Below are 23,340 nucleotides of genomic sequence, written 5' to 3'. Positions count from 1 at the left end.
CGGCGCGGACATACCCATCCTCCACGGTTCCTTGGCCATCGGTGGTCAGCTCGTCTTGCCCATGGCCCGTTGCACCAGACCGGCAACGTCCATCGCGTCGATCAGTTGCTCGGTGCCGCCCGCCGACGGCACCCCGTCACCCGGCCCGTCGGCGTTCCCGCCGTCGCCGCCGTCGCCGCCGTTCCTGCCGGTGTCGCCGTCGCGGCCGTCGCCGGTGTCGTCGGCGAGGGCCATGAGTGCCTCCAGGACGCCAACCTCCTTGAACCGGGCGAACGGAACGGACGCCAGGACCCGCCTGAGGTCGTCCTCACGCTCCTGTGGGCCGTCGTCGGACTCCCGGAGGAGTTCGGAACGCAGATGACCGACCAGCGCCTCCGGGGTGGGGTAGTCGAAGATCAAGGTCGCGGGCAGCCGCAGTCCGGTGGCCGCGCCGAGGCTGTTGCGCAGGTTCACGGCGGCGAGCGAGTCGAAGCCGACCTCCTGGAACGCCTGACGCGGTCCGATGCCCTCCGCGCCGCCGTGACCCAGCACCACGGAGGCGTGGCCGCGTACGAGGCGGAGCAGGATGCGGTTCTGCTCGGTGTCCGAGACCGCGCGCAGCGAGTCCGCGAGGGACGCGGCGGCGTCGCTGTCCCCGCTGTCGCGCTCCGCGGCCCGCAACACCGCCTTGGCCTCGGGCAGTTCGGCGAACAGGGGGCTCGTACGGACCGAGGTGAACGCCGGGATGAAGGCGCTCCAGTCCATGTCGGCCACCGTCACGAACTTCTCGTTGCCCTGCACCGCCTGCACCATCGCGGTCACCGCCAGCTGCGGGGCCACGGGCAGCACACCGCGGCGGCGCAGCTGGGCGAGGGCGGCCTCGTCCATGCCCACGCCGATCTCGTCGAGCGCGCCGCAGGCGATCGACGTGGCCCGCAGACCCCGGGCGCGGCGCCACTCGACCAGGGCGTCCAGGACGGCGTTGGCCGCTCCGGAGGGACCCTGGCCGCCGCCGCCCCACACGCCGGCGATCGAGGAGAACACCACGAACGCGTCCAGCGGCGTGTCCTCGAACTGCTCGTCCAGCCACACGGCGGTGTCGACCTTGGCTCTGAACACCTCGGCGAGATCGGCCGCGCCGGTGTCGTCGAGAGAACCGGCCCACGTGATGTCGGCGGCATGCACCACGGCGGTGAGCGGCTGCTCCGTCGCGCTCGTCGCATCCGTGACGCTCGTGATGTCCGTCGTCGCGCTCGTCGCGTCCGTCGCGGACAGCAGGCGGACGATCGCGTCGCGGTCCGTGTCCGCGCAGTCCTCCACCTCGGTGGCGGCGCCGAGTTCGGCCAGTTCGGCACGCAGGTCCGCCACGGCACCGTCGGGCGCGTGCGCGGTGGTGGTGACGACGAGCCGGCCCGCCCCGGCGAGCGCGAGCCGCACCGAGACGTGCCTGCCGAGTCCTTCGGCGCCACCGGTCACCAGTACCGTGCCCCGCGCCTGCCAGCGGCCCTCCCCCGCCGTCGCCTCCGGGACCGGCTTGCGGACCAGGCGGCGGGCGTAGACGCCCGACCGCCGGACCGCGAGCTGGTCCTCACCGGTGGCACCGTTCAGCACGCCCAGCAGGTACTGGCCGGTCCGCGCGTCCGTCCTGGCCGGCAGGTCGACCAGACCACCCCATCGGTCCAGCCGTTCGAGCGCGGCGGCCCGGCCGAGTCCCCACAGGGCCGCCTGGGCGGGCGAGGTGAGCGTGTCGTGGATCCCGATGTTCACGGCCCCCCTGGTCAGGCACCACAGGGGCTGGGTGACACGGCTGTCCCCGAGGGCCTGGATCAGCGCGAGGGTCGAGGCCGCGACCGCGAGCGGATTCTGCGGGCCGCCCGCCGTCCGCTCGTCCAGCGCGAGCAGGGACAGCACTCCGGTCACCTCGTGCCCGGCCGGAGTGCCGGCCAGGACACCGGTCAGCCGTTCGGCGAGCCGCTCCCGCGTCCGGTCACCGTCACCGACCTCCACCAGGACCGTGCCGAGCCCCTGCACGGTCAGTTCCTCCAGCAGAGCGTCGATCGCGGTGTCACCCCGGCGCTCGGCCGGTACGACGACCAGCCACCGCCCGCCCGGCACACCGGCCGCCTCACGCTCCAGGGGCTGCCAGGTGACGTGATAGCGCAGCTTCTCCGCGGAGGACCGCTCCCGCCGCTTCCCGCGCCACTCGGCGAGGACCGGTACGACGCTGCCCAACGCGGTGCGCTCGTCGTCCGACGCCATCTCCAGCAGCTCGGTGAGGGCGTTCAGATCGGCGTGCTCGACCGCTTCCCAGAAGTCGGAGTCGGCGCCTTCCGCGGCCTCGGCGACCGCGTCGGCCCCTTCTGCCTCCTGAAGCCAGTAGTGCTGCCGGTCGAAGGCGTACGTCGGCAGATCCACGTACGCCGCACCGGTCCCGGCGGCGGCCGGGAGCACCCCGGTCCAGTCGACGGGTACGCCCCGGACGAACAGCTCGGCCATGGACGCCAGCAGGCGTCGCAGGCCGCCGTCCTCGCGGCGCAGGGAGCCGGTCACCACCGCTTCCGCGCCACCGCCGTCGTTGGCGTCACTGTCACCGTCACCGCCGATGTCGTAGACGGTTTCGGTGATCGGCTGGACCAGCACCGGGTGAGCGCTGAGCTCCACGAAGACGCCGTGGCCCTCGCGGATCAGCTCGGCGACTGCCGGGCCGAAACCGACCTGGCCGCGCAGATTGCGATACCAGTACCCGCCGTCCAGGACACCGGCGTCCTCCACCCAACTGCCGGTGACGGTCGAGTAGAAGGGGATGGTCGGTGCTTGAGCCTCGATGCCGAGCAGGGTGTCGGCGAGGGTGTCGCGGATGTCCTCGACGTGGCGGGTGTGGGAGGCGTAGTCCACCGCCACGCGCCGTACGCGGACTCCATCGGCGGCCAGGGCTGCCAGAGCCTCGTCCAGGGCTTCGGCGTCACCGGCGACGACCACCGAGGACGGACCGTTGACCGCCGCCACCTCGACGCGGTCCTCCCACCGCAACAGACGGGCGTCGGCTTCACTCTCGTTGAGAGCAACCGAAGCCATGCCACCACGCCCGGCAAGCTGTCCGGCGATGGCCTGACTGCGCAACGCCACCACCCGCGCCGCATCCTCCAGCGACAGCGCACCCGACACACACGCGGCGGCGATCTCACCCTGGGAGTGGCCCAGTACCGCGTCGGGCTCGACACCCACGGACGACCACACCGCCGCCAGACCCACCATCACCGCGAAGCTCGCGGGCTGCAGCACATCGACCCGCTCCAACAGACCGGGGTCGGCGTCACCCCGCAGCACGTCGAGGAGCGACCAGTCGATCCACGGCTCAAACGCCGCCGCACACTCCGCGATCCGCTCCGCGAACACCGGCGACGTATCCAACAACTCCCGGCCCATACCCGCCCACTGCGAGCCCTGACCGGGAAACACCCACACCACCTTGCCGGGTGCACCTGACCCGGCACTGCCGACGACGACACCCGGCGCGCTCTCACCCCGCGCCAGCGCCCCCAGCCCGCTCAGCGCCTCTTCGTCCGACCCGGCCACCACCACCGCGCGCTCGCTCAGCACCGCACGACCGGACACCAACGCGCCGGCCACCGATGCGAGCGCCACCCCCTCGGCACCCTCGACGAACGCCGCGAGCCGACCCGCCTGCCCCGCCAGAGCCCCCGCACTGCGCGCGGACACCACCAACGGCACCACACTCGCGGACGCCGACGGCCGCTGTGCCTGCCCTTCGCCGTCGGGCGCCTCGGCGGCGGGCGCCTCCTCCAGGATCAGGTGCGCGTTCGTGCCGCTCGCCCCGAACGAGGAGACACCGGCCCGGCGCGGGCGACCGTCACGCGGCCATTCCCTGGCCTCGGTCAGCAGCTCGACCGCGCCCGCGGACCAGTCCACCTGCGAGGTCGGCTCGTCCACGTGCAGGGTGGCCGGCAACCGCTCATGCCGTAGTGCCTGCACCATCTTGATGACACCCGCCACACCCGCGGCGGCCTGCGTGTGCCCGACGTTCGACTTCAACGACCCCAGCCACAACGGCCGCTCCAGGTCACGGTCACGGCCGTACGTGGCCAGCAGCGCCTGCGCCTCGATCGGGTCACCCAGGGCCGTACCCGTCCCATGGGCCTCCACCACGTCCACGTCCGCCGGGGACAACCCGGCACTGGCCAGCGCCTTACGGATCACCCGCTGCTGCGAGGGTCCGTTCGGAGCCGTCAGGCCGTTGGACGCCCCGTCCTGGTTGACCGCACTGCCCCGCAGCACCGCGAGCACCCGGTGGCCGCGTTCCCTCGCCACCGACAGGCGTTCCAGGGCCACGACACCCACGCCCTCGGCCCAGCCGGTGCCGTCGGCCGCCGAGGCAAACGCCTTGCAGCGGCCGTCGGCGGACAGACCGCGCTGGCGTGAGAACTCCAGGAAGGCGTCCGGACTGGCCATGACCGTCGCGCCGCCGGCCAGGGCCATCGAGCACTCGCCCTGCCGCAGCGCCTGCGCGGCGAGATGCATGGCCACCAGCGACGACGAGCACGCGGTGTCCACGGTGACCGCAGGGCCCTCGAAGCCGAAGACGTACGACACCCTGCCGGACGCCACACTCGCCGCCGTGCCGGTCATGAGGTAGCCCTGGACGTCCTCGGGCACCTGGTGGAGCCGGGTCACGTAGTCGTGGTGGACGATCCCGGTGAAGACACCCGTGTCACTGCCCCGGGTGGAGAGCGGATCGATGCCCGCCCGCTCCAGCGCCTCCCAGGAGGTCTCCAGGAGGAGCCGCTGCTGCGGGTCCATGGCGAGGGCCTCACGCGGCGAGATCCCGAACAGCGCGGCGTCGAACTGCGCGGCCTCGTGCAGGAATCCGCCCGAGCGCGTGTAGCTCGTGCCGGCATGGGCCGGGTCCGGGTGGTACAGGCCGTCGAGGTCCCAGTCGCGGTCGAGCGGGAACCCGGAGATCGCGTCCCGCTGCTCGACCACGAGTTTCCACAGTTCCTCGGGGCTGTCCGCGCCGCCCGGCAGCCGGGTGCTCATGCCGACGATCGCGATGGGTTCGTCGGTGGCCGCGAACGAGGCCGAAGCCGTGGCCGGGGTCGTCGCCAGGTCCTCGCCGAGAAGTTCGGCCAGCAGGTGGCCGACCAGCGCCTCCGGGGTCGGGTGGTCGTAGATGAGCGTGGCCGGCAGGTCGACCCCGGTGAAGTCGCGCAGCCGGTTGCGGAGTTTGACCGCGCCGAGCGAGTCGAAGCCGAGGTTCTTGAAGGACTGCCCCGCGTCCCAGTCGACCGCGTCCGGGTCGCGGTGGCCGAGTACGACCGCGACGCTCTCCCTGACCAGGTTCATCACCACGCGGTGCTGTTCCTGCGCCCGGAGGCCGGTCAGCCGTCCGGCGAACGCCTCACCCGTCCCCTCCTGCCGCACCACCACACGCCGGGCCGGACCCCTCGCGGGGACCGGCGCGTCGCCGACGGCCACGCCGGATCCCTCTACGGGTTCCGCTGCGAGACCTTCCGCGATGAGGGCGTCCAAGGTCAGCGGCCCGAGCGTGGCGACGGGTTCGCCGGACGGGTCCGCCAGTTCGAGGACGTACCGCCCGTCCGCCGCCGGGGTGCCCCGCAGCCGCAGCGCCACGGCGCCTTCGGCGTACACGGCGGCACCCGCGCAGTCGGACAGGTCACGGGTACCGGCACGGCTACGGGCACGGCTACGGGTACGGGTACGGGTACGGGTACGAGGGTCGTGCCCGGCGTCGGCGTCGGGCGCGGGCGGCTGTGTCGCGGTGCAGCTGTCCAGGACGCGCAGCGCGGTGTCGACGAGTACCGGGTGGAGGGCGAACTCGGCTGCCTGGTCCGCCAGTTCGTCCGGGAGCGCGATCTCCGCGAAGATCCGGCCGTCCCGCCGCCATACGCGGGGCGCGCCGGGCAGGGACACGGCGTCGTCCGCGGGCGGCGGCCAGGTCCGCAGGTCGAAGTCCGGCCGGGGCATCCCGGGGACGAGGACCGCGCGGGCGTGACACGTCCAGGGCCCGGGCTCCGTGTCGAGGGTGCGGCCGTGGACAGCGGCGCGGTGGCGCCCGTCCGGGCCCGGGGCGTCGACCGAGACCCGTATCTGCGTGTGGCCGTGCTCCGGGATGGTCAGCGGCGCCTCCACGGCGAAGTCCTCCAGGCCGGCGCAGCCCACCTCGTCGCCGGCCCTGGCGAACATCTCCAGGAGCGCGCCGGCCGTGGCGGCCGAGGACCTGGTGGCGCCGTCCGTCACGGTGGGTGCGGCGAGCAGGCCCCGGCTGCGCGGTGACAGACGTCCGGTGAGGACGACACCGTCGGCGCCGTCGTCGCCGGGTACGTCGACGACGGCGCCGAGCAGCGGATGCCCGGTGCCGGTGGCGCCGAGTGCTTCCGCGCCGCCCGCCGTGGCCGCGTCGGTGTCGACCCAGTACCGCTGGTGCTGGAACGCGTAGGTGGGCAGCAGACTCCCGATCTCGCTCCCGACAGCGGTGGCGCTCCCGGACTCTGCGGTCCCGGTGGGTGTGTGTCCGAGGACGGCCGGCCAGTCCAGGGCCACCCCCCGTACGTGCAGTTCCGCGAGCGCTTTCAGGATGTCGTCGGGCTCGGTGCCGTCCTTGCGGAGCGTGGCGACGCAGCCGTCCTCCTGGACGCCGGGCGCGCCGATGGCCATCGCGGCGAGCACCCCTCCGGGGCCCAGTTCGAGGAAGGTGGTGACGCCCTGTTCGGCGAGCGTGGTGACGGCGTCGCCGAACCGCACCGCGCCGCGCGCCTGGTCGACCCAGTAGGCGGGGGTGGCCAGTTGTCCGTGCCGGGCGAGCCCGCCGGTCAGGGTGGAGACGACGGGCAGGGTTCCGGGCCGGTACGTCAGGCGCTCGGCGACCGTTCGGAGCTCGTCGAGCGCGGGCTCCATCAGCGGGGAGTGGAAGGCGTGGCTGACGGTCAGCCTGCGCGTCTTGTGGCCGCGCCGGGCAAGTTCACCGGCGACGTCGAGCACGGCGTCCTCGGCGCCGGAGAGCACCAGCGCGTCGGGGCCGTTCACCGCCGCGACGCAGACCTCCCCCGGCGCCCGGGCGAGGAGAGGCGCGAGGTCGGCCTCGGTGGCCTGGACGGCGACCATCGCGCCGCCTTCCGGCAGGGACTGCATCAACCGCCCGCGCGCGGCGACGAGTTCGGCGGCCTCCCGCAGGTCGAGCACTCCGGAGACATGCGCGGCGGTGATCTCCCCGATCGAGTGGCCGGCAAGGAGATCGGGCCGCACCCCCCAGGACTCGAAGAGCCGGAACAGCGCGGTCTCCAGGGCGAACAGGGCGCCCTGGGTGTACATGGTGCGGTCGAGCAGTTCACCGTCGGGCGTTCCCGGCGCGGCGAGGACGACGTCGCGCAGCGGGCGTACCGCGTGCCCGTGCAGGTGTGCGTCCACTGCGGCACACACGGCGTCGAAGGCGTCGCGGAAGACGGGGAAGGTGTCGGCGAGTTCGCGGCCCATGCCGGCCCACTGGCTGCCCTGGCCGGTGAAGAGGACGGCGAGTTTGCCCGTGGCCGGGGTGCCGGTAACCACCGCGGGGCTGGTCGTTCCCTGCGCAGAGGGCTGCCCTTCAAGGTGCCCGAGGGACGTGAGGTCGGCGCGCAGCTGCGGCCGGCCGGAGGCGAGGACGACGGCCCGGTGGTCGAGGTGTCCGCGTGCGGTGGCGAGGGCGTGCGCGACCGCGGTGAGCGGCAGGTCGGGCCGCTCGTCGAGGAAACGGGCCAGCCGTCCGGCCTGGCCGCGCAGCCCGGCCACGGTCCGCCCGGACACCGGAACCAGCACGGGCACCGTGCCCGAGCCCTGGTCCGTAGTCGTGCCCGTGCCCGAGTCCGCATCCGGGACCGGTACGGGTGCGGCGTCGTCCGTGGTCCGCGATCCGGGGTGCGGCGCGATGGACGCCGTCGGCAGGTCGGGGGCCTCTTCGAGGACGACGTGCGCGTTGGTGCCGCCGATGCCGAACGACGACACCCCGCTGCGCCGCGGGCGGCCGTCGCGCGGCCAGTCGCGGGCCTCGGTCAGCAGTTTCACGGCACCGGACGCCCAGTCGACGTGGGTCGACGGCCGGTCCACGTGCAGCGTCCGGGGCAGGACTCCGTGCCGCATCGCCATGACCATCTTGATCACACCGGCGATGCCCGCCGCGGCCTGGGTGTGCCCGATGTTCGACTTCACCGAACCGAGCCACAGCGGCCGGTCGGCCGGCCGGTCCTGGCCGTACGCGGCCAGCAGCGCCTCCGCCTCGATCGGGTCGCCGAGCGTCGTACCCGTGCCGTGTGCCTCCACGGCGTCCACGTCCGCGGCGCGCAGCCCGGCGTGGGCCAGCGCCTTGCGGATCACCCGCTGCTGCGCGGGACCGTTCGGCGCGGTCAGGCCGTTCGACGCGCCGTCCTGGTTCACGGCCGATCCGCGGATCACGGCCAGCACGCGATGGCCGCGGCGGCGGGCGTCCGAGAGCCGTTCCACCAGGAGCAGTCCCGCGCCCTCCGACCAGCCCGTGCCGTCCGCGCCGTCCGCGAACGCCTTGCAGCGGCCGTCGGGGGCGAGGCCGCGCTGCCGGGAGAACTCGACGAACGTCTCGACGGTGCCCATCACCATCACACCGCCGGCCAGTGCCATGGTGCACTCGCCGCGGTTGAGGGCCTGCGCCGCCAGATGCAGCGCCACGAGGGACGAGGAGCAGGCGGTGTCGACCGTGAGGGCGGGACCCTCGATGCCGAGGTGGTAGGCGACGCGGCCGGAGGTGACGCTGCCCGAACCGCCGGTGAGGCGGAAGCCCTCGACGCCCGTCGCCTGGTGCATCCGCACGCTGTAGTCGTGGCTGTTGACCCCGACGAACACGCCGATGTCCTGTCCGGCCAGGCTCGTCGGGTCGATCGCGGCGCGCTCGAACGCCTCCCAGGACGTCTCCAGCAGCAGGCGCTGCTGCGGGTCCATCGCGAGGGCCTCGTTGGGCGAGATGCCGAAGAAGGCGGCGTCGAAGCCGGCCGCGTCGTCGAGGAAGGCGCCGTGGCGCACGTAGGTGGTGCCGGCGTGGTCGGGGTCCGGGTGGAAGAGCCGGTCGGTGTCCCAGCCGCGGTCGTCGGGAAACTCGCTGACGACGTCGACGCCGTCGGCCACCACGCGCCACAGGTCCTCCGGGCTGTGCACCCCGGCGGGGAAGCGGCACGCCATGGCCACGATCGCGATCGGCTCGTCGTCCGTGACCGGGGCGGTGCGGGCCGCGGCGTCCGACGAAGGCCGCGACGCCGGCGTACCGCCGAAGAGCCTGGTGCGCAGGTGCCCGGCGAGCACCACGGGCTTCGGGTAGTCGAAGATCACGGCCGGGGATAGGGTGAGCCCGGTCGCGGTGGCGAGCCGGTTGCGCAGTTCCACCGCGGTCAGCGAGTCGAATCCGGCGTCCTTGAACGTCCGGTCGGCACGGACTGCGTCGACGGAACTGTGTCCGAGGACCTCGGCGGCGTGCCGCCGCACCAGGTCGACCAGGCCCTCGGTCTGCTCGGTGCCGCTCAGACCGCCGAGGCGCTCCACCACGGAAGCCCGCGCGGACGGCCGGGCCGGACCGCCCTGCCCGGCCACCGGCCGTGGCGCCGGTACGAGACCGCGCAGCAGCGCCGGTACGGGACCGCCGCCGGCCGCCGTGGCGCGCAGAGCCGTGACGTCGAACTTCGCCGCCACCAGCGTGCCGTCCGTGCTCGTCGCGGGGTTCAGGGCGGCGTCCAGGAGGGCCATGCCCTCGGCGGCGGAGAGGCCGGTCATGCCGATGCGCTGGTTGCGTCGCAGGTCCGCGGTGTCCAGGTGCTCGGTCATGGCGCTGACCGTCGACCAGTAGCCCCAGGCGACGGAGACGGCGGGCAGACCGAGCCGGTTCCGCTGCCGTGCCAGGGCGTCCAGGCAGGCGTTGGCCGCGGCGTAGTTGGCCTGGCCGGGGTTGCCGAGCACGCCGGCGGCCGAGGAGAACAGCACGAACGCGGCGAGATCCAGGTCCCGGGTCAGCTCGTGGAGATGGAGGGCCGCGTCCAGCTTGGGCCGCAGGACGGTGTCGACCCGTTCCGGGGTCAGTTCGGTGAGCACCCCGTCGTCCAGGACCCCGGCGGTGTGCACGACGGCGGTCAGCGGATGCTCGGCCGGTATCGCCGCCAGCACCTCCGCGAGCCGGGCGCGGTCGGACGTGTCGCACGCGGCGACGGTGACGGACGCGCCCAGCGCGGTCAGCTCCTCGTGCAGCCGCGGGGCGGTGCCGCTGCGGCTGACCAGGACCAGGTGGCGCATGCCGTACGCGGTGACCAGGTGCCGTGCCGTCAGCGCACCGAGCGTCCCGGTGCCGCCGGTGATCAGTACGGTGCCTTCGGGATCGAGCGGACGTACGGACGGCCCGGCCTCCGCGGCCGTGCCCCGCACTCCCTGCACTCCACGCACCGCGCCCACCCCACGCACCCGTACGAGGCGGGGTACGTGCGCGACACCGCCGCGCAGTCGCAGTTGCGGTTCGCCGCTCAGGAGGGCGGCGGGCAGTACGGACCCGGAGTCGTCGTCGAGGTCCACCAGGACGATCCGGTCCGGGTGCTCCGACTGCGCCGAGCGCACCAGCCCCCAGACCGCGGCTTCTTCGAGCCCGTCGTACTCCCCGGTGACCACGGCCAGCCGGGTCTCCGCCAGAGCGGGTTCCGCCAGCCACGTCTGCAGGACGGCGAGCACGGCGCCGACCGCGCCGCGGGGACCGTCCGCCCCGGAACCGGTCCCGGAGCCGGTCTCGGAATCGACCCCGGAAACGCCCCGGACGTCGTACAACAGCACCTCGGGAGCGGGCCCGCCCACCCCCGCCGCGGTGGCAGCAGCAGCGACATCGTCGCCGTCCGCGACGGACACCATGACAGGGGCGCGGTCCACGGCGGGAAGCGGCAGCCGCGTCCAGTCCACACGGAACAGGGAGTCGGGCGGCAACGCCCCGCCGGTCCCCGCCTGTTCCGGAGAGAACGGCGCCGCGCGAACCCCCTCGACCGTCATGACGGGTCGCCCCGTGGGGTCGGTCAGCAGGAGCGGCGTGCCTTCCGCCGACGCCTCCCCCTGGCGCACGCCCAGCGCGACCGCGCCCGACGCGAGCAGGGACACACCGGTCCACACGGCGGGGAGCATGCCGTCCGGAACGACCGTACGCACGGCCGCGTCGAGGAGGGCCGGGTGTACCCCGTACCGGTCCGCGTCCCGCAGAGCGGCACCGTCGAGAGCGACCTCGCTGACTTCGCCGTCCGCTCCTGAGACTGCCGGGACCGTCGGAGCCGTCGGCGCCGCCGGGGCCTGGGCCGGGAAGGCGGGCGTCTCGCGGTCGGCGGCGGATGCCAGCGTGCCGTACGCGTGCCGTGTCCACTCGGCGTCCGACGCGGCGTCGGCGGCACGGGAGTAGACCTCCACCGGCCGCCGCCCTGTGCCGTCGGCCTCGCCCACGACGACCTGGACACCGCAGCTGCCGTGCTGCGGAAGCACGACCGGCGTGTCGACGGTCAGTTCGTCCAGGACGGGAACGGCGGCCAGATCGCCGAGCCGGATGGCCACCTCGACAAGCGCGGCGTTCGGTACGACGACGGCATCGGCGGCATCAGCCAACAGGTGATCCGCGAGCCAGGGATGGGCCTTGAGGGACCACCGCGAGGTGGCCACGAGACCACCCGAGTTCGGCAGGTGGACGACCGCGCCGAGGAGCGGGTGGTCGGTTCCGGCGAGCCCCAGCGAGGTCGCGTCGGTGACGGCCTGGGTGGACTCCAGCCAGTAGTGCTGGTGCTCGAAGGCGTACGTCGGCAGGTCGAGCCGCGCCGACGTGGCTCCGGCCGGAAGCACGCCGGTCCAGTCCACCGATACGCCGCGTACGAACAGCTCCGCCATCGAGGCCAGCAGGCGACGCAGACCCCCGTCCTCACGGCGCAGCGAACCGGTCACCACCGCGTCCGTGCCGCCGCCGTCGTGGACGTCATAGAGCGTCTCGGTGATCGGCTGGACCAGCACCGGGTGGGCGCTGACCTCGACGAACGTGCCGTGGCCCTCGCGGATCAGCTCGGCGACAGCCGGGCCGAAGCCTACTTGGCCGCGCAGGTTGCGGTACCAGTAGCCGCCGTCCAGGACACCGGCGTCCTCCACCCAACTGCCCGTGACAGTGGAGTAGAAGGGGATGGTCGGTGCCTGGGCCTCGATGCCGGCCAGGGTGTCGGCGAGGGCCTCGCGGATGTCCTCGACATGGCGGGTGTGGGACGCGTAATCCACCGCCACGCGCCGTACGCGGACTCCATCGGCGGCCAGGGCTTCGAGGACCTCGTCCAGGGCTTCGGCGTCACCGGCGACGACCACCGAGGACGGGCCGTTGACGGCCGCCACCTCGACCCGGTCCTCCCACCGCACCAACCGCGCGACGGCTTCAGCTTCGCTCAGCGCCACCGAGGCCATACCGCCACGCCCGGCAAGCTGTCCGGCGATGGCCTGACTGCGCAACGCCACCACCCGCGCCGCATCCTCCAACGACAGCGCACCCGACACACACGCGGCGGCGATCTCACCCTGGGAGTGACCCAGCACCGCGTCAGGACGGACCCCGACCGAGGACCACACCGCCGCAAGGCCCACCATCACGGCGAAGCTCGCGGGCTGGAGCACATCGACCCGCTCCAATACCTCCGAGTCCGCCTCACCCCGCAGCACGTCGATGAGCGACCAGTCGATCCACGGCTCCAAAGCCGCCGCACACTGCGCGATCCGCTCCGCGAACACCGGCGACGTATCCAACAACTCCCGGCCCATACCCGCCCACTGCGAGCCCTGCCCCGGGAACACCCACACCACCCTGCCGGGCGCCCCAGCGTCGGCACTGCCGACGACGACACCCGGCGCGCTCTCACCGCGCGCCAGCGCCCCCAGCCCGGTCAGCGCCTCCTCCCCCGACCCGGCCACCACCACCGCACGCTCACCGAACAGCGCCCGGCCGGACACCAACGCCCCGGCCACGCCCGCCGACGACACCCCATCTGTGCCCTCGATGAACGCCGCGAGCCGACCCGCCTGCCCCGCCAGCGAACCCGCACTGCGCGCCGACACCACAAACGGCACCGCACCCGCGGATGCCGACGGCACCACGTCACCCGACACCGACGGTCCGTCCGCGACAGGCGGCTCGACGCCGTCCCCCGGAGCCTCCTCCAGAATCACGTGCGCGTTCGTCCCGCTGACCCCGAACGAGGACACCCCCGCCCGGCGCGGACGGCCGCTGTCGCCCGGCCACTCCCGCGCCTCGGTCAGCAACTCCACCGCGCCGGCCGACCAGTCCACAGCCGTCGTCGGCGCGTCCACGTGCAGCGTGGGCGGCATGACACCGTGCCGCAGCGCCTGCACCATCTTGATCACACCGGCCACACCCGCGGCGGCCTGCGTGTGCCCGACGTTCGACTTCAACGACCCCAGCCACAACGGCCGCTCCAGGTCACGGTCACGGCCGTACGTGGCCAACAGCGCCTGCGCCTCGATCGGGTCACCCAGAGCCGTACCCGTCCCATGGGCCTCCACCACGTCCACGTCCGCCGCCGACAACCCCGCCGCAGCGAGCGCCTTGCGGATCACGCGCTGCTGCGACAGTCCGTTGGGCGCGGTCAGGCCGTTGGACGCCCCGTCCTGGTTGACCGCACTGCCCCGCAGCACCGCGAGCACCCGGTGGCCGCGTTCCCTCGCCACCGACAGGCGTTCCAGGGCCACGACACCCACGCCCTCGGCCCAGCCGGTGCCGTCGGCCGCCGCGGCGAACGCCTTGCAGCGGCCGTCGGCGGACAGCGCCCGTTGCCGGGAGAACTCCACGAAGTTGTCGGGGGTCGCCATGACCGCCACACCGCCGGCCAGGGCCATCGAGCACTCGCCCTGCCGCAGTGCCTGCGCGGCCAGGTGCATCGCCACCAGCGAGGACGAGCACGCGGTGTCCACCGACACCGCGGGGCCCTCGAAGCCGAAGACGTACGACACCCGGCCCGACGCCACACTCGACGCCAGCCCCGTGCTCGCGAAGCCCTCCAGCTCGGGCGGGACCGCACCCGTGCCGTAGCCCTGGCCGAACAGCCCGGAGAAGACGCCGACATCGGCGCCCTTCAGCGACACCGGGTCGATGCCCGCGCTCTCCATGGCCTCCCAGGACGTCTCCAGGAGGAGCCGCTGCTGCGGGTCCATGGCGAGGGCCTCACGCGGCGAGATCCCGAAGAACCCGGCGTCGAAAAGGGCCGCCCCTTCGAGGAAGCCGCCCTGATCGGTGTACGAGGTGCCCGCACGGTCCGGGTGGTCCGGGTCGAAGAGGCGCTCCAGGTCCCAGCCCCGGTCGCCGGGGAAGTCCGAGACGGCGTCGACGCCGTCGGCGACCAGCCGCCACAGGTCGTCCGGTGAGGACACACCGCCCGGGAGCCGGCACGCCATCCCGACGACGGCGATCGGTTCGTCGGGGTCACCGGCCGGGACCGGGCCGCTGAGCGGTGCCGGCCGCGGACCTCCGAGGACCTCGGACCGCAGGTGGGCCGCGAGGGCCGCCGGGGTGGGGTGGTCGAAGGTGACCGTGGTGGGCAGCCGCAGCCCGGTCCTTTCGGTCAGCCGGTTGCGCAGGACGACGACGGTCAGCGAGGTGAGGCCCAGGTCGCGGAAGGCGCGGTCGGCCGGGACCAGTTCGGGGCCCGCCCGGTGCAGCACGTCGGCGGCCAGCGTACGTACCAGGTCTTCGAGGAGCGCCAGTTGCGCGCGTTCCTCCAGCCCGGACAGTTCCGTACGCAGGGCCGCTGTGACGGTCTCGTCCGGTGCGTCCTGCCGCACGGCCGTCACGGCCAGGTCGCGCAGGATCGCGGGCACCCGGTCGCCGTCGGCCGGGACACCGGGCAGCACGGCGAGCGACGGGGGTAGGTCCGTCGTCAGGGCGGCGTCGAACGCGGAGAGCAGTTCCCGGAGCGGCCCGTCGGCGCAGGCGAGGAACGAACCGGGCAGGTTCCGCAGCCGCCGATTGCGTATCAGCGCGTCGCAGAGGATCCCGTCGACGGCCGCGGTCGGATCGACGGCCTCGGTCTGGTCGACGGCCTCGGTCTGGTCGACGGGGCGGCCGAGCAGCCCGGCGGTGCCGGAGGGCACCACGACGAAGGCTGAAAGATCACTGTCGGCGGTCAAGTGGTCGAGGTGGAGCGCCAGTTCGGGATCGTCGGCCGCGTGCACCACCGCTGTGACCGGATGCGGCAGGGCGGCGAGGGCGGCCCGCAGTGACTCGGGGTGTGCCGCGTCCGCGGTGACCCGTACGACGTTCGTCCCCGCGAAGGCCGGTACGTCCTCGGGTGCGGTGTCCGTGGTGCCGGGTGCGCTCACGAGCAGCAGGTTCGTCACCTGGTGGACCGTGGCCAGACGGTGTGCCAGTGCCGCGCCGCGCTCGGTGTCCGCGCCGGTGACCACCACGGTGCCGGTGCCGATGCCGGTCCCGCCGGCGGTTCCCGGCCAGGGGCGCGGCGCCGGCCGGTCGGTCACGGGCAGACGCGTCAGCCGGGGCACCAGCAGGGCGGCCGACCGTACGGCGAACTGCGGCTCGTCGCTCGCGAGCGCCGCCGGCAGGAGGCGCGCGACCTGGTCCGCGCCGGCGCCGACGTCCGTACCGGACTGGGGGTCCAGGATCGCGTCCAGGATGGTCAGTGACTCCGGCCGGGCCTCCTGGAAGGAGCGCGCGACGCCCCACAGCGGGACCTGGGAGAGGTCCTGCGGGCCGTCCGTACCGGCTGCCGCGACCGCGCCGCTCGTGAGCACCACCAGCCGGGAGGCGGCCAGTTCCGGTCGCGCCAGCCAGGCGTCCACGTCCTCCGCGAGCAGCCGGGCCCCGGCGCGCCCCGCGGCGACCGCGTCGGCGTGGGACGCGTCCGCGTCGGCTGCGGTCGGCGGAACCAGGACCGTCGCGTCCGGGACCGGCTCGCCGCCCGCCACCGCGGTACGCACCGCGGCCAGGTCCGCGTAGCGGCGCACCTCGGCGCCCGCGGCCTCCAGGGCGTCGGCGAGTCCGGCCGCCGCGGGGCCGCCGCCGACCACCGCTCCCCCGCGTATCCCGCCCGCCCCGCTCGCGGCGTGCGCCGCGAACGCGGTGTCGGCCGGTTCCGGTGCCGTGACCCACTCGACGGACGTCAGGGTGTCGTGATGCCCGCTCGCCGCGTACCGCAGGCGGCTCGGCCGGTCGGCCAGGAGGCGGCGCCTGGTCTTGCCCGACGCGGTGCGGGGGATGCCCGTGACCTCGTACACCCGTTCCGGCACCTTGTAGGCGGAGAGCCGCTCGCGGCAGCGGGCGACCAGGGTCGCGGGATCGAACCCGGCGGGCCCGGGGATCACGTACGCGACCGGTACCTCGCCGAGGGTGTCGTGCGGTGCGCCGGCGACCGCCACGTCCGCGACGCCGTCGGCGGTACGCAGGACCGCCTCGACCTCCTCGGGGTGGATGTTCTCGCCGCCGCGGATGACGAGTTCCTTGATACGCCCGCAGATGGTGAGGTAACCGGCCTCGTCGCGCCGGGCCAGGTCGCCGGTCCTGAACCAGCCGTCCCGTACCGCCTCGGCGGTCTCCTCGGGGCTGTTGTGGTAGCCGGCCATCACGTTCGGTCCGCTGACCCAGACCTCTCCCTCCTGTCCGGCGGGGACGTCGGCGCCCGTGGCGGGGTCGACGACGCGGACGCCGACGCCGGGTACGGGCAGGCCGCAGGAGCCGTCGACGCGGGCGCCGTCCGGCGGGTTCATGGTGATGGCGCCGCAGGTCTCGGTGCTGCCGTAGGCGTCGACCAGCGGGACCCCGAAGGTCTCCTCGAAGTCCCGGCGCAGCCCGGACCCCGTGACCGCGCCGCCGACCAGGCCGATACGCAGGTCCGGCGCACGGAAACCGCTGTGGCGGGCGGCCGTCACCAGGTGGTGGTAGGTGGTGGGGACGCCCGCCAGGAAGGTCGAACCGTCCTCGCCCAGCACCCGGATGACGTCCTCGGCGGAGCTCCCGTCCATGAGGCGGGCGGTCGCGCCGGTGACGGTGACGGACAGCACGCACGCGATGTGCGAGAGGCTGTGGAAGAGCGGCAGCGGCCACAGCACCCGGTCCTGGTCCGTGAGGCCGGGGATCGGTACGTAGCAGGAGGCGACGGACCAGAGGCAGTTGCGCTGTGTCGACAGGACGCCCTTGGGCCGGCCGGTCGTCCCCGAGGTGTAGAACATCCAGGCCACGTCGTCCAGGGCGAGGTCGTCCCTGGCGGGCACGGGGGGCTCGCGGTCGGCGAGCTCGTCGTAGGGGTGGACACCCGTCTCCGCGAGGAGACCTTCCGGGACCTCGCCGGTCACCACGAGCAGCGGCCCGGACACCTTCCCGGCCGTGTTCCCGGACACCTTCCCGGCCGTCTCCCCCGGCGTGGCCCTGAAGCGCGGTGCCCGGGCGGCGTCGGTGACGACGAGTACGGCACCGCTGTCGGCGAGCAGATACTCCAGTTCGGCCGGCGCCGACCCGGGGTTGAGCGGCACCCCGATGCCCCCGGCGCGTACGACCGCCAGGTAACTCTCCACGGTGGACACCGTGTTGCCGAGGCAGATGGCCACGCGGTCGCCGCGCTCGATGCCGAGGTGCGCCAGGTGTCCGGCCAGCCTGCGCGTCCGTGCCTCGAGGTCTCCGTAGGTGACCGCTCGCCGGTCGTCCGCGAAGGCCACCTTGTCGGGAAAGCGGTTCGCGTTCTCCAGGAGTGCGACGGGCAGAGGTTCGATGAGGTCGGTGCGCACGGTGCCGCAGGTCCTTTCGGAGAAAAGGGAATTCACCAGGAGACGGGCAGGCTCTTCACCGCGAAAACGGATCCTTTGAGCCTCAGCGGCACCTCTTCGAAATCGACGGCGAGACCGAGTTCGGGAAATGCGTTCAGGAGGGCGGAGAAACCGGCACGCAGTTGGACGCGGGCCAGGTTCTGGCCGAGGCACTGGTGGACACCGAAACCGAACGCCAGGTGACCGGAGGTCTCGCGGTCGATGTCCAGCTCGGCGGGGCACGTGAATTTCGCCGGGTCGCGGTTGGCCGCGGGCAGCGAGACCGTGACGCTGTCGCCCTTCTTGACCGTCTCGCCGTTCAGCTCGACGTCCTCCAGGGCGGTGCGGTACGTGTCGTACTGGTTGACGGTGAGGTAGCGCAGGAGCTCCTCGATCGCGGCGTCGAGTTTCGACGGGTCCGCGCGGAGCGCCGCCAGCTGGTCGCGGTGGTGGAGGAGGGCGAACACACCGACGGCGAGGGCGCTCTCGGTGGTCTCGTAGCCCGCGAAGAGGAGCAGCGTCACGACGTTGCACAGCTCTTCGGAGGTCAGCCCGCCGCCGGTGACGAGGCGGCTGATGAGGTCGTCCTGCGGTTCCCTGCGCCTGCGCTCGATGACCTCGGCGAAGAAGGCGGCCGCCTGCCCCATCGCGGCCACGGCCTCCTGCGGGTCGGCGTCCGGGTCGTGCAGCAGGGTCGGCGCGTGCCCGTAGCGGTCGGCCTCGTCGTAGGGCAGGCCGACCAGTTCGGACAGGACCCGCAGGGAGAGCGGCTTGGCGAAGTTCTTCACCAGGTCCGCGGGCGAGCCGTGCTCGCGCATGACGTCGATCTGCTCGGCGGCGACGGCCTCGGCCCGCGCCGTGAGCCGGCCGGCCCGGCGGGCGGTGAACTCGCCGGTGAGCAGCCGCCGGTAGTGGGTGTGGTCGGGCGGGTCCATGTGGATGAACATCCCGGGGATCCGCGGGTGGTTGGGCATCACCTGCCCGCGGTGCGTCACCGGGAAGTGACCGATCTCCGTGCTGTGGCTGAACCTCGGGTCGCTGAGGACCTTGCGGGCCAGTTCGTAACTGGAGGTGATCCAGCCGATGTGCCCGTCGGGGTACTCCATTTTCGCGAGCGGCCGCTTCTCACGCAGCGTGTCGAACAGCGCGGGAGGATCGAACTGATGGGTACGCGTCCACGGCTCCTCGAAGGAGATTGCGTCGCTCATGGAATCCTTCCCGGTGGGGGGAAAAGCCCGCTCGGCCATCAAGGAATGACGCCGCCGTACCGGTGTCTGCAGAGGGAGACATTAGACGAGCGGAGACGGCACGTCATTGGTGGGACGGGCAGGCGGAAGCGAACCTTGAGCCGGGTCCGAGCGACCGTCGAAGACCGGATTCACCCACCCGGAATTCGCACGCGTCACGCTGGAATGCGAATCTGCCGATAGTCGAATGCGAATCCAGTTTCGCTGGAGAACCCGGCGCCGCCGGAGAGCTTCTCACCCGGACCGTCCACCGGACCGTCCGCGCGGCGCGTCCCGTACGAACGACGCCTGCCCCGACCGCGGGGGTGCGGTCGGGACAGGCGTCGCGGATCCGGTGGGGCGGATCCGGTGCGGCGGTCAGGTCCGGCGCAGCGGTGCGAGCGCCTCGGTCCAGGTGATCACCTCGGTGAGCAGCTGCTGGAGCGCGGCCTCGTGGCGCTCGGACGGCGTGAAGGTCGTGTACTGCTCGAAGTCGGTCTGGAGCGACAGGTGGAGCTGGGTGTGCACGGCCGCCAGCTGGACCGCCCCGGCGATGTGCCGCAGGTGGTCGACGGCGCGGGCGCCGCTGACGTTGCTGCCGTATCCGACGAAACCGGCGGCCTTGTTGTTCCACTCGTTGTAGACGAAGTCGATGGCGTTCTTCAGCGCGGCCGGGATCGACCGGTTGTACTCGGGGGTGACGAAGACGAACCCGTCGAGCTGGTCGATCTTGGCCGCCCAGGCGCGGGTGTGCGCGTGCTCGTAGTCGCCCATCCGCGGTGAGCGCGACTCGTCGAACAGCGGGAGCGCGTAGTCGGCGATGTCGACGAGTTCGAAGTCGGCGTCCTCGCGGGTACTGGCCGTCTTCTGCAGCCACTCCGCGATCTGCGGCCCGACGCGGCCGGGACGGGTGGTGCCGAGAATGATGCCGATGGTGGTCATGCGTCTCCCTGATACGAGCGGTACGAGGTATGTGCGAAGGAGCTGCGGCGCAGGAGCTGCGGCAAAGGTCACCAGGGTGCCCGAGCGCACCGGCACCTACGGCGGGAACCGGCCAGGCCGCGGACGTCCGCGCCGGCACGGTCCGGGCACCGGCGTCGGCGCCGGTTCAACGGGCGCTCCCGACGGTGTGGTGCCGCGGTGCCGCCTCGGACGCCGGCTCCCGGAAGGCATGGCCCGGCCGCGGCTGCGGGGACGTCGGGGCGGCCGTCCGTCCCGGAGTACTCGGATACGCCGTCTCCAGCGCGGCGGACGACAGGCCGCAGTCGGCCGCCAGGTCGGTGGCACGCCGGAGGAACACCCTGGACGAGCAGTCGCCGAGGAGGTCGAGGGCGTGGGAGAGGTCGGCCATGCTCCGGGCGAGCTCGACGCGGTCCTTGCAGCGGCGCAGTTCGTCGATGGCGCTGCCGAGGGTGTGCGGTCGCCGGGCGGGCTCGTCGGTGACGGCGAGCAGACGCAGGGCCACGGCCCGGTGCCGGGGGCCGAGGCCGGGCAGGGCTAGTTCCTCGGAGAGCACCGCGCGGGCCTGTCCGGTGCGGCCGAGCCGCAGCAGTGTCTCGGCCGCGTCGCTGCGCCAGGGCAGGTGCGGCAGCCGGCCGTTGCCGTGCAGCAGGGCCAGGCGGCCGGTGGTCCGGAAGGTGTCGAGGGCGTCCTGGTAGCGGTGTGCGGCCAGGTGGAGACGGCCGCGGGCACGGAACCAGGGGGCGGCGGGCCACCGGGGTGCGGGGGCGGGCCCTTCGAGGTGGCCGGCGGCTTCCTCGTACCGGCCCAGCACGATGACGGCTTCCACGCGCACGGCGGTGGGCCACAGGCGCAGGGTGCCGGGCCGGGGGCCGGCGGTGTCCACGGCCCGGGCCGCCTCGTCCGCCGCGGCCGAGACCTCGCCGAGCTGCAGCAGCGCCTCGGCGCGCAGGGCGCGAAAGGCGGTGGCCCAGGCGGGAGTCGGGACGTGCGGATGGAGTTTCGCGCACCAGGCGGCGGCCCGGTGGGGGTTGCCGGTGTGCAGCAGGACACGGGCCGCGTGCAGCAGGACGGGGCCGGTGGCGGGGGCGAGAGTGGTGTCGGGGGCGAGGGTGGTGGAGCGCAGGAATCGTTCCGCCGCGCGCGCGTCGCCGGGCCCGTTGGCGGACAGCCCGGTGTGCCAGTGGGGCGCCGCGCCGGACGATGAGCTCCGCCGACGGCGCTGCGGGCGGGCGGAGAGCGGGTGGAGGATGCCGGGGCCGGGGCTGTCGGACCGCTGTGCCGCGACAATCCGGGACGTCGAGGTGGGCTCCATCGGTTCAGTGAACCGCAGACCCAGGGGGCGCACCGGGTCCCTCAGCCGGTTCTCGAGCGGTCGTGAGGTACGAAACCGGCGCGAGGGATCCCGCAGCCGCCCCACCGCACCGGCACGGCTCACCGAACCGCCACGCCCCACCGGAACCGAGCGGACACGGCTCACCGGACCGAGCCGGCACGCCCCCGGAACCGGACCGGCACAGCCCACCGGAGCCGAGCCGGCACACCCCACCGGAACCGAACCGCCACGACCCACCGGGACAATGCCGCCCGTCCGGTGCGCGGCCGTCTCAGGCTCCTCGGCGGGAGCCGGGGGCGGGGCGCTGGAGGGCGGAGAGCGCGGCCAGCAGGCCCGGCACGTCGCCCACCGTCACGGGACGGTGCTCGGCCGGGCCGCACTCCAGCAACGTGACATGACCGGCGCGCCGCAGACGGTCGGCGGCGGCAGACACCGGCTCAGCCGCCAGGTCCGACGAGAGACCGAGCACCGGCCCGGACGCCGGAACGGACGAAAGCCCGGGCGCCGGCCCGCACGCAGTGACAGAGGCCGGGACGGAAGCCGCGGCGGACGAAGGCCCGGGCACCGGCCCGGACGGCGGCACCGGCGCGCGCTCGGCCGTACTCCGCTCGGCCACGCTCCGCCCCGCCGCGCTCCCCAGCGTCAACGCGCCGGAGGCGTACGCGGCGGCGAGGGCGCCGACGCCGTCACCGGCCACGGCCCGGGCCTGTCCGCCCCTGGCCTGCCACAGCCGGTACAGCGCCACCTCGTAGGCGAACAGGGCGCTCTGCCCGTACTCCGTCCGTGCCAGCAGGTGGCCGTCCACCCCGTCCTCGGGCGCGAACACCACGGCGGCCAGCGGCACCGCGAGGATGCCGTCCACGGCACGGCACACGTCGTCGAACGTGGCGCGGAAGACCGGGAACGTCCCGTACAGGGCCCGGCTCAGCGTGAGGGGCCGTCCCCGCCAGGCGGGGAACAGCACGGCCGTCGAACCACGCGGTGCGGCCGCGTCGCGCGATGGAGCCGGACGGATCGATCTGGTCCGCAGCACGGACATCCCCCTCACAGCATGCGGACCGCGGACTCCGCATGCCGCCGGGCCAGTTCCAGTGTCGTCAGGCTGTTGCGGCCCAGCGCCTCGCGGACGTACCGGCGGGCGTCGGAGACGCTCGCGCCAGGACCGAGGACCGCTTCCACGGCCTCCGCGCGCAGCATGACGCTGTGCTGCGAGACGACCGACACCCCCGTCTCGTCCGGGACGACGGACCATTCGCCGGTGTGGGCGGTCATCAGGGCGGGCGTGACCGTCTGCTTGTAGACGATGCGGCCGGCGTGCGGGAAGCACACCCGTACGGACTTCGTGGTGTGGGTGGAGCCGTCCGCGGTAGTGGTGTCCATGGACACCACCTGGACGCCGGGCTGGTCCTCGGTGAGGTCCAGCCGGGCCACGTGCGGGACGCGCTCGGGCCAGTCGGCCACCCGGTAGAGGAAGTCGTAGACGAGTTCGGCGCCGCCCCGGACCCGTACGGAGTCCTCGAAGGTGAGGACCAGCTCGTCCAGGCGTTGCCAGGACTCGGCGATCTTGCGCAGACTGCTCAGCTGGATGCGGCTGTTGGTGTCGAGGGCCTGTTCGACCCAGGCGGTGTCGCCCGGGTCGTCGCCCTCGACGGTGAAGTCGTGCAGCAGCGTCAGCCGGGAGGTGTGGGCATCGACGGCGTCGACGCTCCAGGTCCCCAGCATGCTCCGGACCGGGGCGGCCGGGGTGTCCTGGCGGAAGACGATGCGGCGGTCCCTCGGCGAGAGTTGCCGGCTCGACGTCCAGGACCTGATCCTGCCGTTGGCGGTGGCCCACATCCGCAGCCGTTCCGAGACCCCGTCGAACTCCAGTTGTTCGACGTGCACGTTGGGCGGGAAGTACCGCGGCCAGCTCGGCGTGTCGGCGATCAGGCCGTAGACCACGCCCGCGGGGGCGGCGACGTCCACGTGGTGCGCTGTCGTGTGCATGCGCTCGGCGGTCATGTC

At 73.5% G+C, this 23,340-nt stretch carries 6 protein-coding genes; all 6 read right to left on the bottom strand.

The window, feature by feature from the left end; translation table 11 throughout:
- Positions 1-45: 45 nt before the first annotated feature.
- On the bottom strand, positions 46-17,796 hold the full coding sequence (locus tag ACFYXC_RS29485) for a type I polyketide synthase (protein ID WP_389554984.1): 17,751 nt from the start codon (positions 17,794-17,796) through the stop codon (positions 46-48).
- Between the two features lie 32 nt (positions 17,797-17,828).
- On the bottom strand, positions 17,829-19,022 hold the full coding sequence (locus ACFYXC_RS29480; protein WP_389554982.1) for a cytochrome P450: 1,194 nt from the start codon (positions 19,020-19,022) through the stop codon (positions 17,829-17,831).
- 396 nt (positions 19,023-19,418) lie between these two features.
- The gene (locus ACFYXC_RS29475) at positions 19,419-19,982 is read right to left on the bottom strand and encodes an NADPH-dependent FMN reductase (protein ID WP_389554981.1); all 564 of its coding nucleotides are present in this window, start codon (positions 19,980-19,982) and stop codon (positions 19,419-19,421) included.
- A 166-nt stretch (positions 19,983-20,148) separates the two neighbouring features.
- Positions 20,149-21,315 (bottom strand): hypothetical protein, encoded by a 1,167-nt coding sequence (locus ACFYXC_RS29470; protein ID WP_389554979.1) that lies wholly within the window; start codon positions 21,313-21,315, stop codon positions 20,149-20,151.
- Positions 21,316-21,607: 292 nt separating this feature from the next.
- Positions 21,608-22,369 carry an acyltransferase domain-containing protein gene (locus ACFYXC_RS29465; protein ID WP_389554976.1) on the bottom strand — a complete coding sequence of 254 codons (762 nt, stop codon included), beginning with the start codon at positions 22,367-22,369 and terminating at the stop codon, positions 21,608-21,610.
- Positions 22,370-22,380: 11 nt separating this feature from the next.
- Positions 22,381-23,337 carry an aromatase/cyclase gene (locus ACFYXC_RS29460; RefSeq protein ID WP_389554974.1) on the bottom strand — a complete coding sequence of 319 codons (957 nt, stop codon included), beginning with the start codon at positions 23,335-23,337 and terminating at the stop codon, positions 22,381-22,383.
- Between the last annotated feature and the right edge of the window lie 3 nt (positions 23,338-23,340).

Source organism: Streptomyces sp. NPDC002701, assembly GCF_042889045.1.
In the GTDB taxonomy this organism is placed as follows: Bacteria; Actinomycetota; Actinomycetes; order Streptomycetales; family Streptomycetaceae; genus Streptomyces.
Note: the sequence above shows the minus strand (reverse complement) of the source record. Positions and strands in the feature narration are given on the sequence as shown.

Bases quoted from the DNA above. Each gene is read 5' to 3' on its own strand.
- ACFYXC_RS29470 (WP_389554979.1), bottom strand. From the start codon at position 21,315: ATGGAGCCCACCTCGACGTCCCGGATTGTCGCGGCACAGCGGTCCGAC.
- ACFYXC_RS29475 (WP_389554981.1), bottom strand. From the start codon at position 19,982: ATGACCACCATCGGCATCATTCTCGGCACCACCCGTCCCGGCCGCGTC.
- ACFYXC_RS29480 (WP_389554982.1), bottom strand. From the start codon at position 19,022: ATGAGCGACGCAATCTCCTTCGAGGAGCCGTGGACGCGTACCCATCAG.
- ACFYXC_RS29460 (WP_389554974.1), bottom strand. From the start codon at position 23,337: ATGACCGCCGAGCGCATGCACACGACAGCGCACCACGTGGACGTCGCC.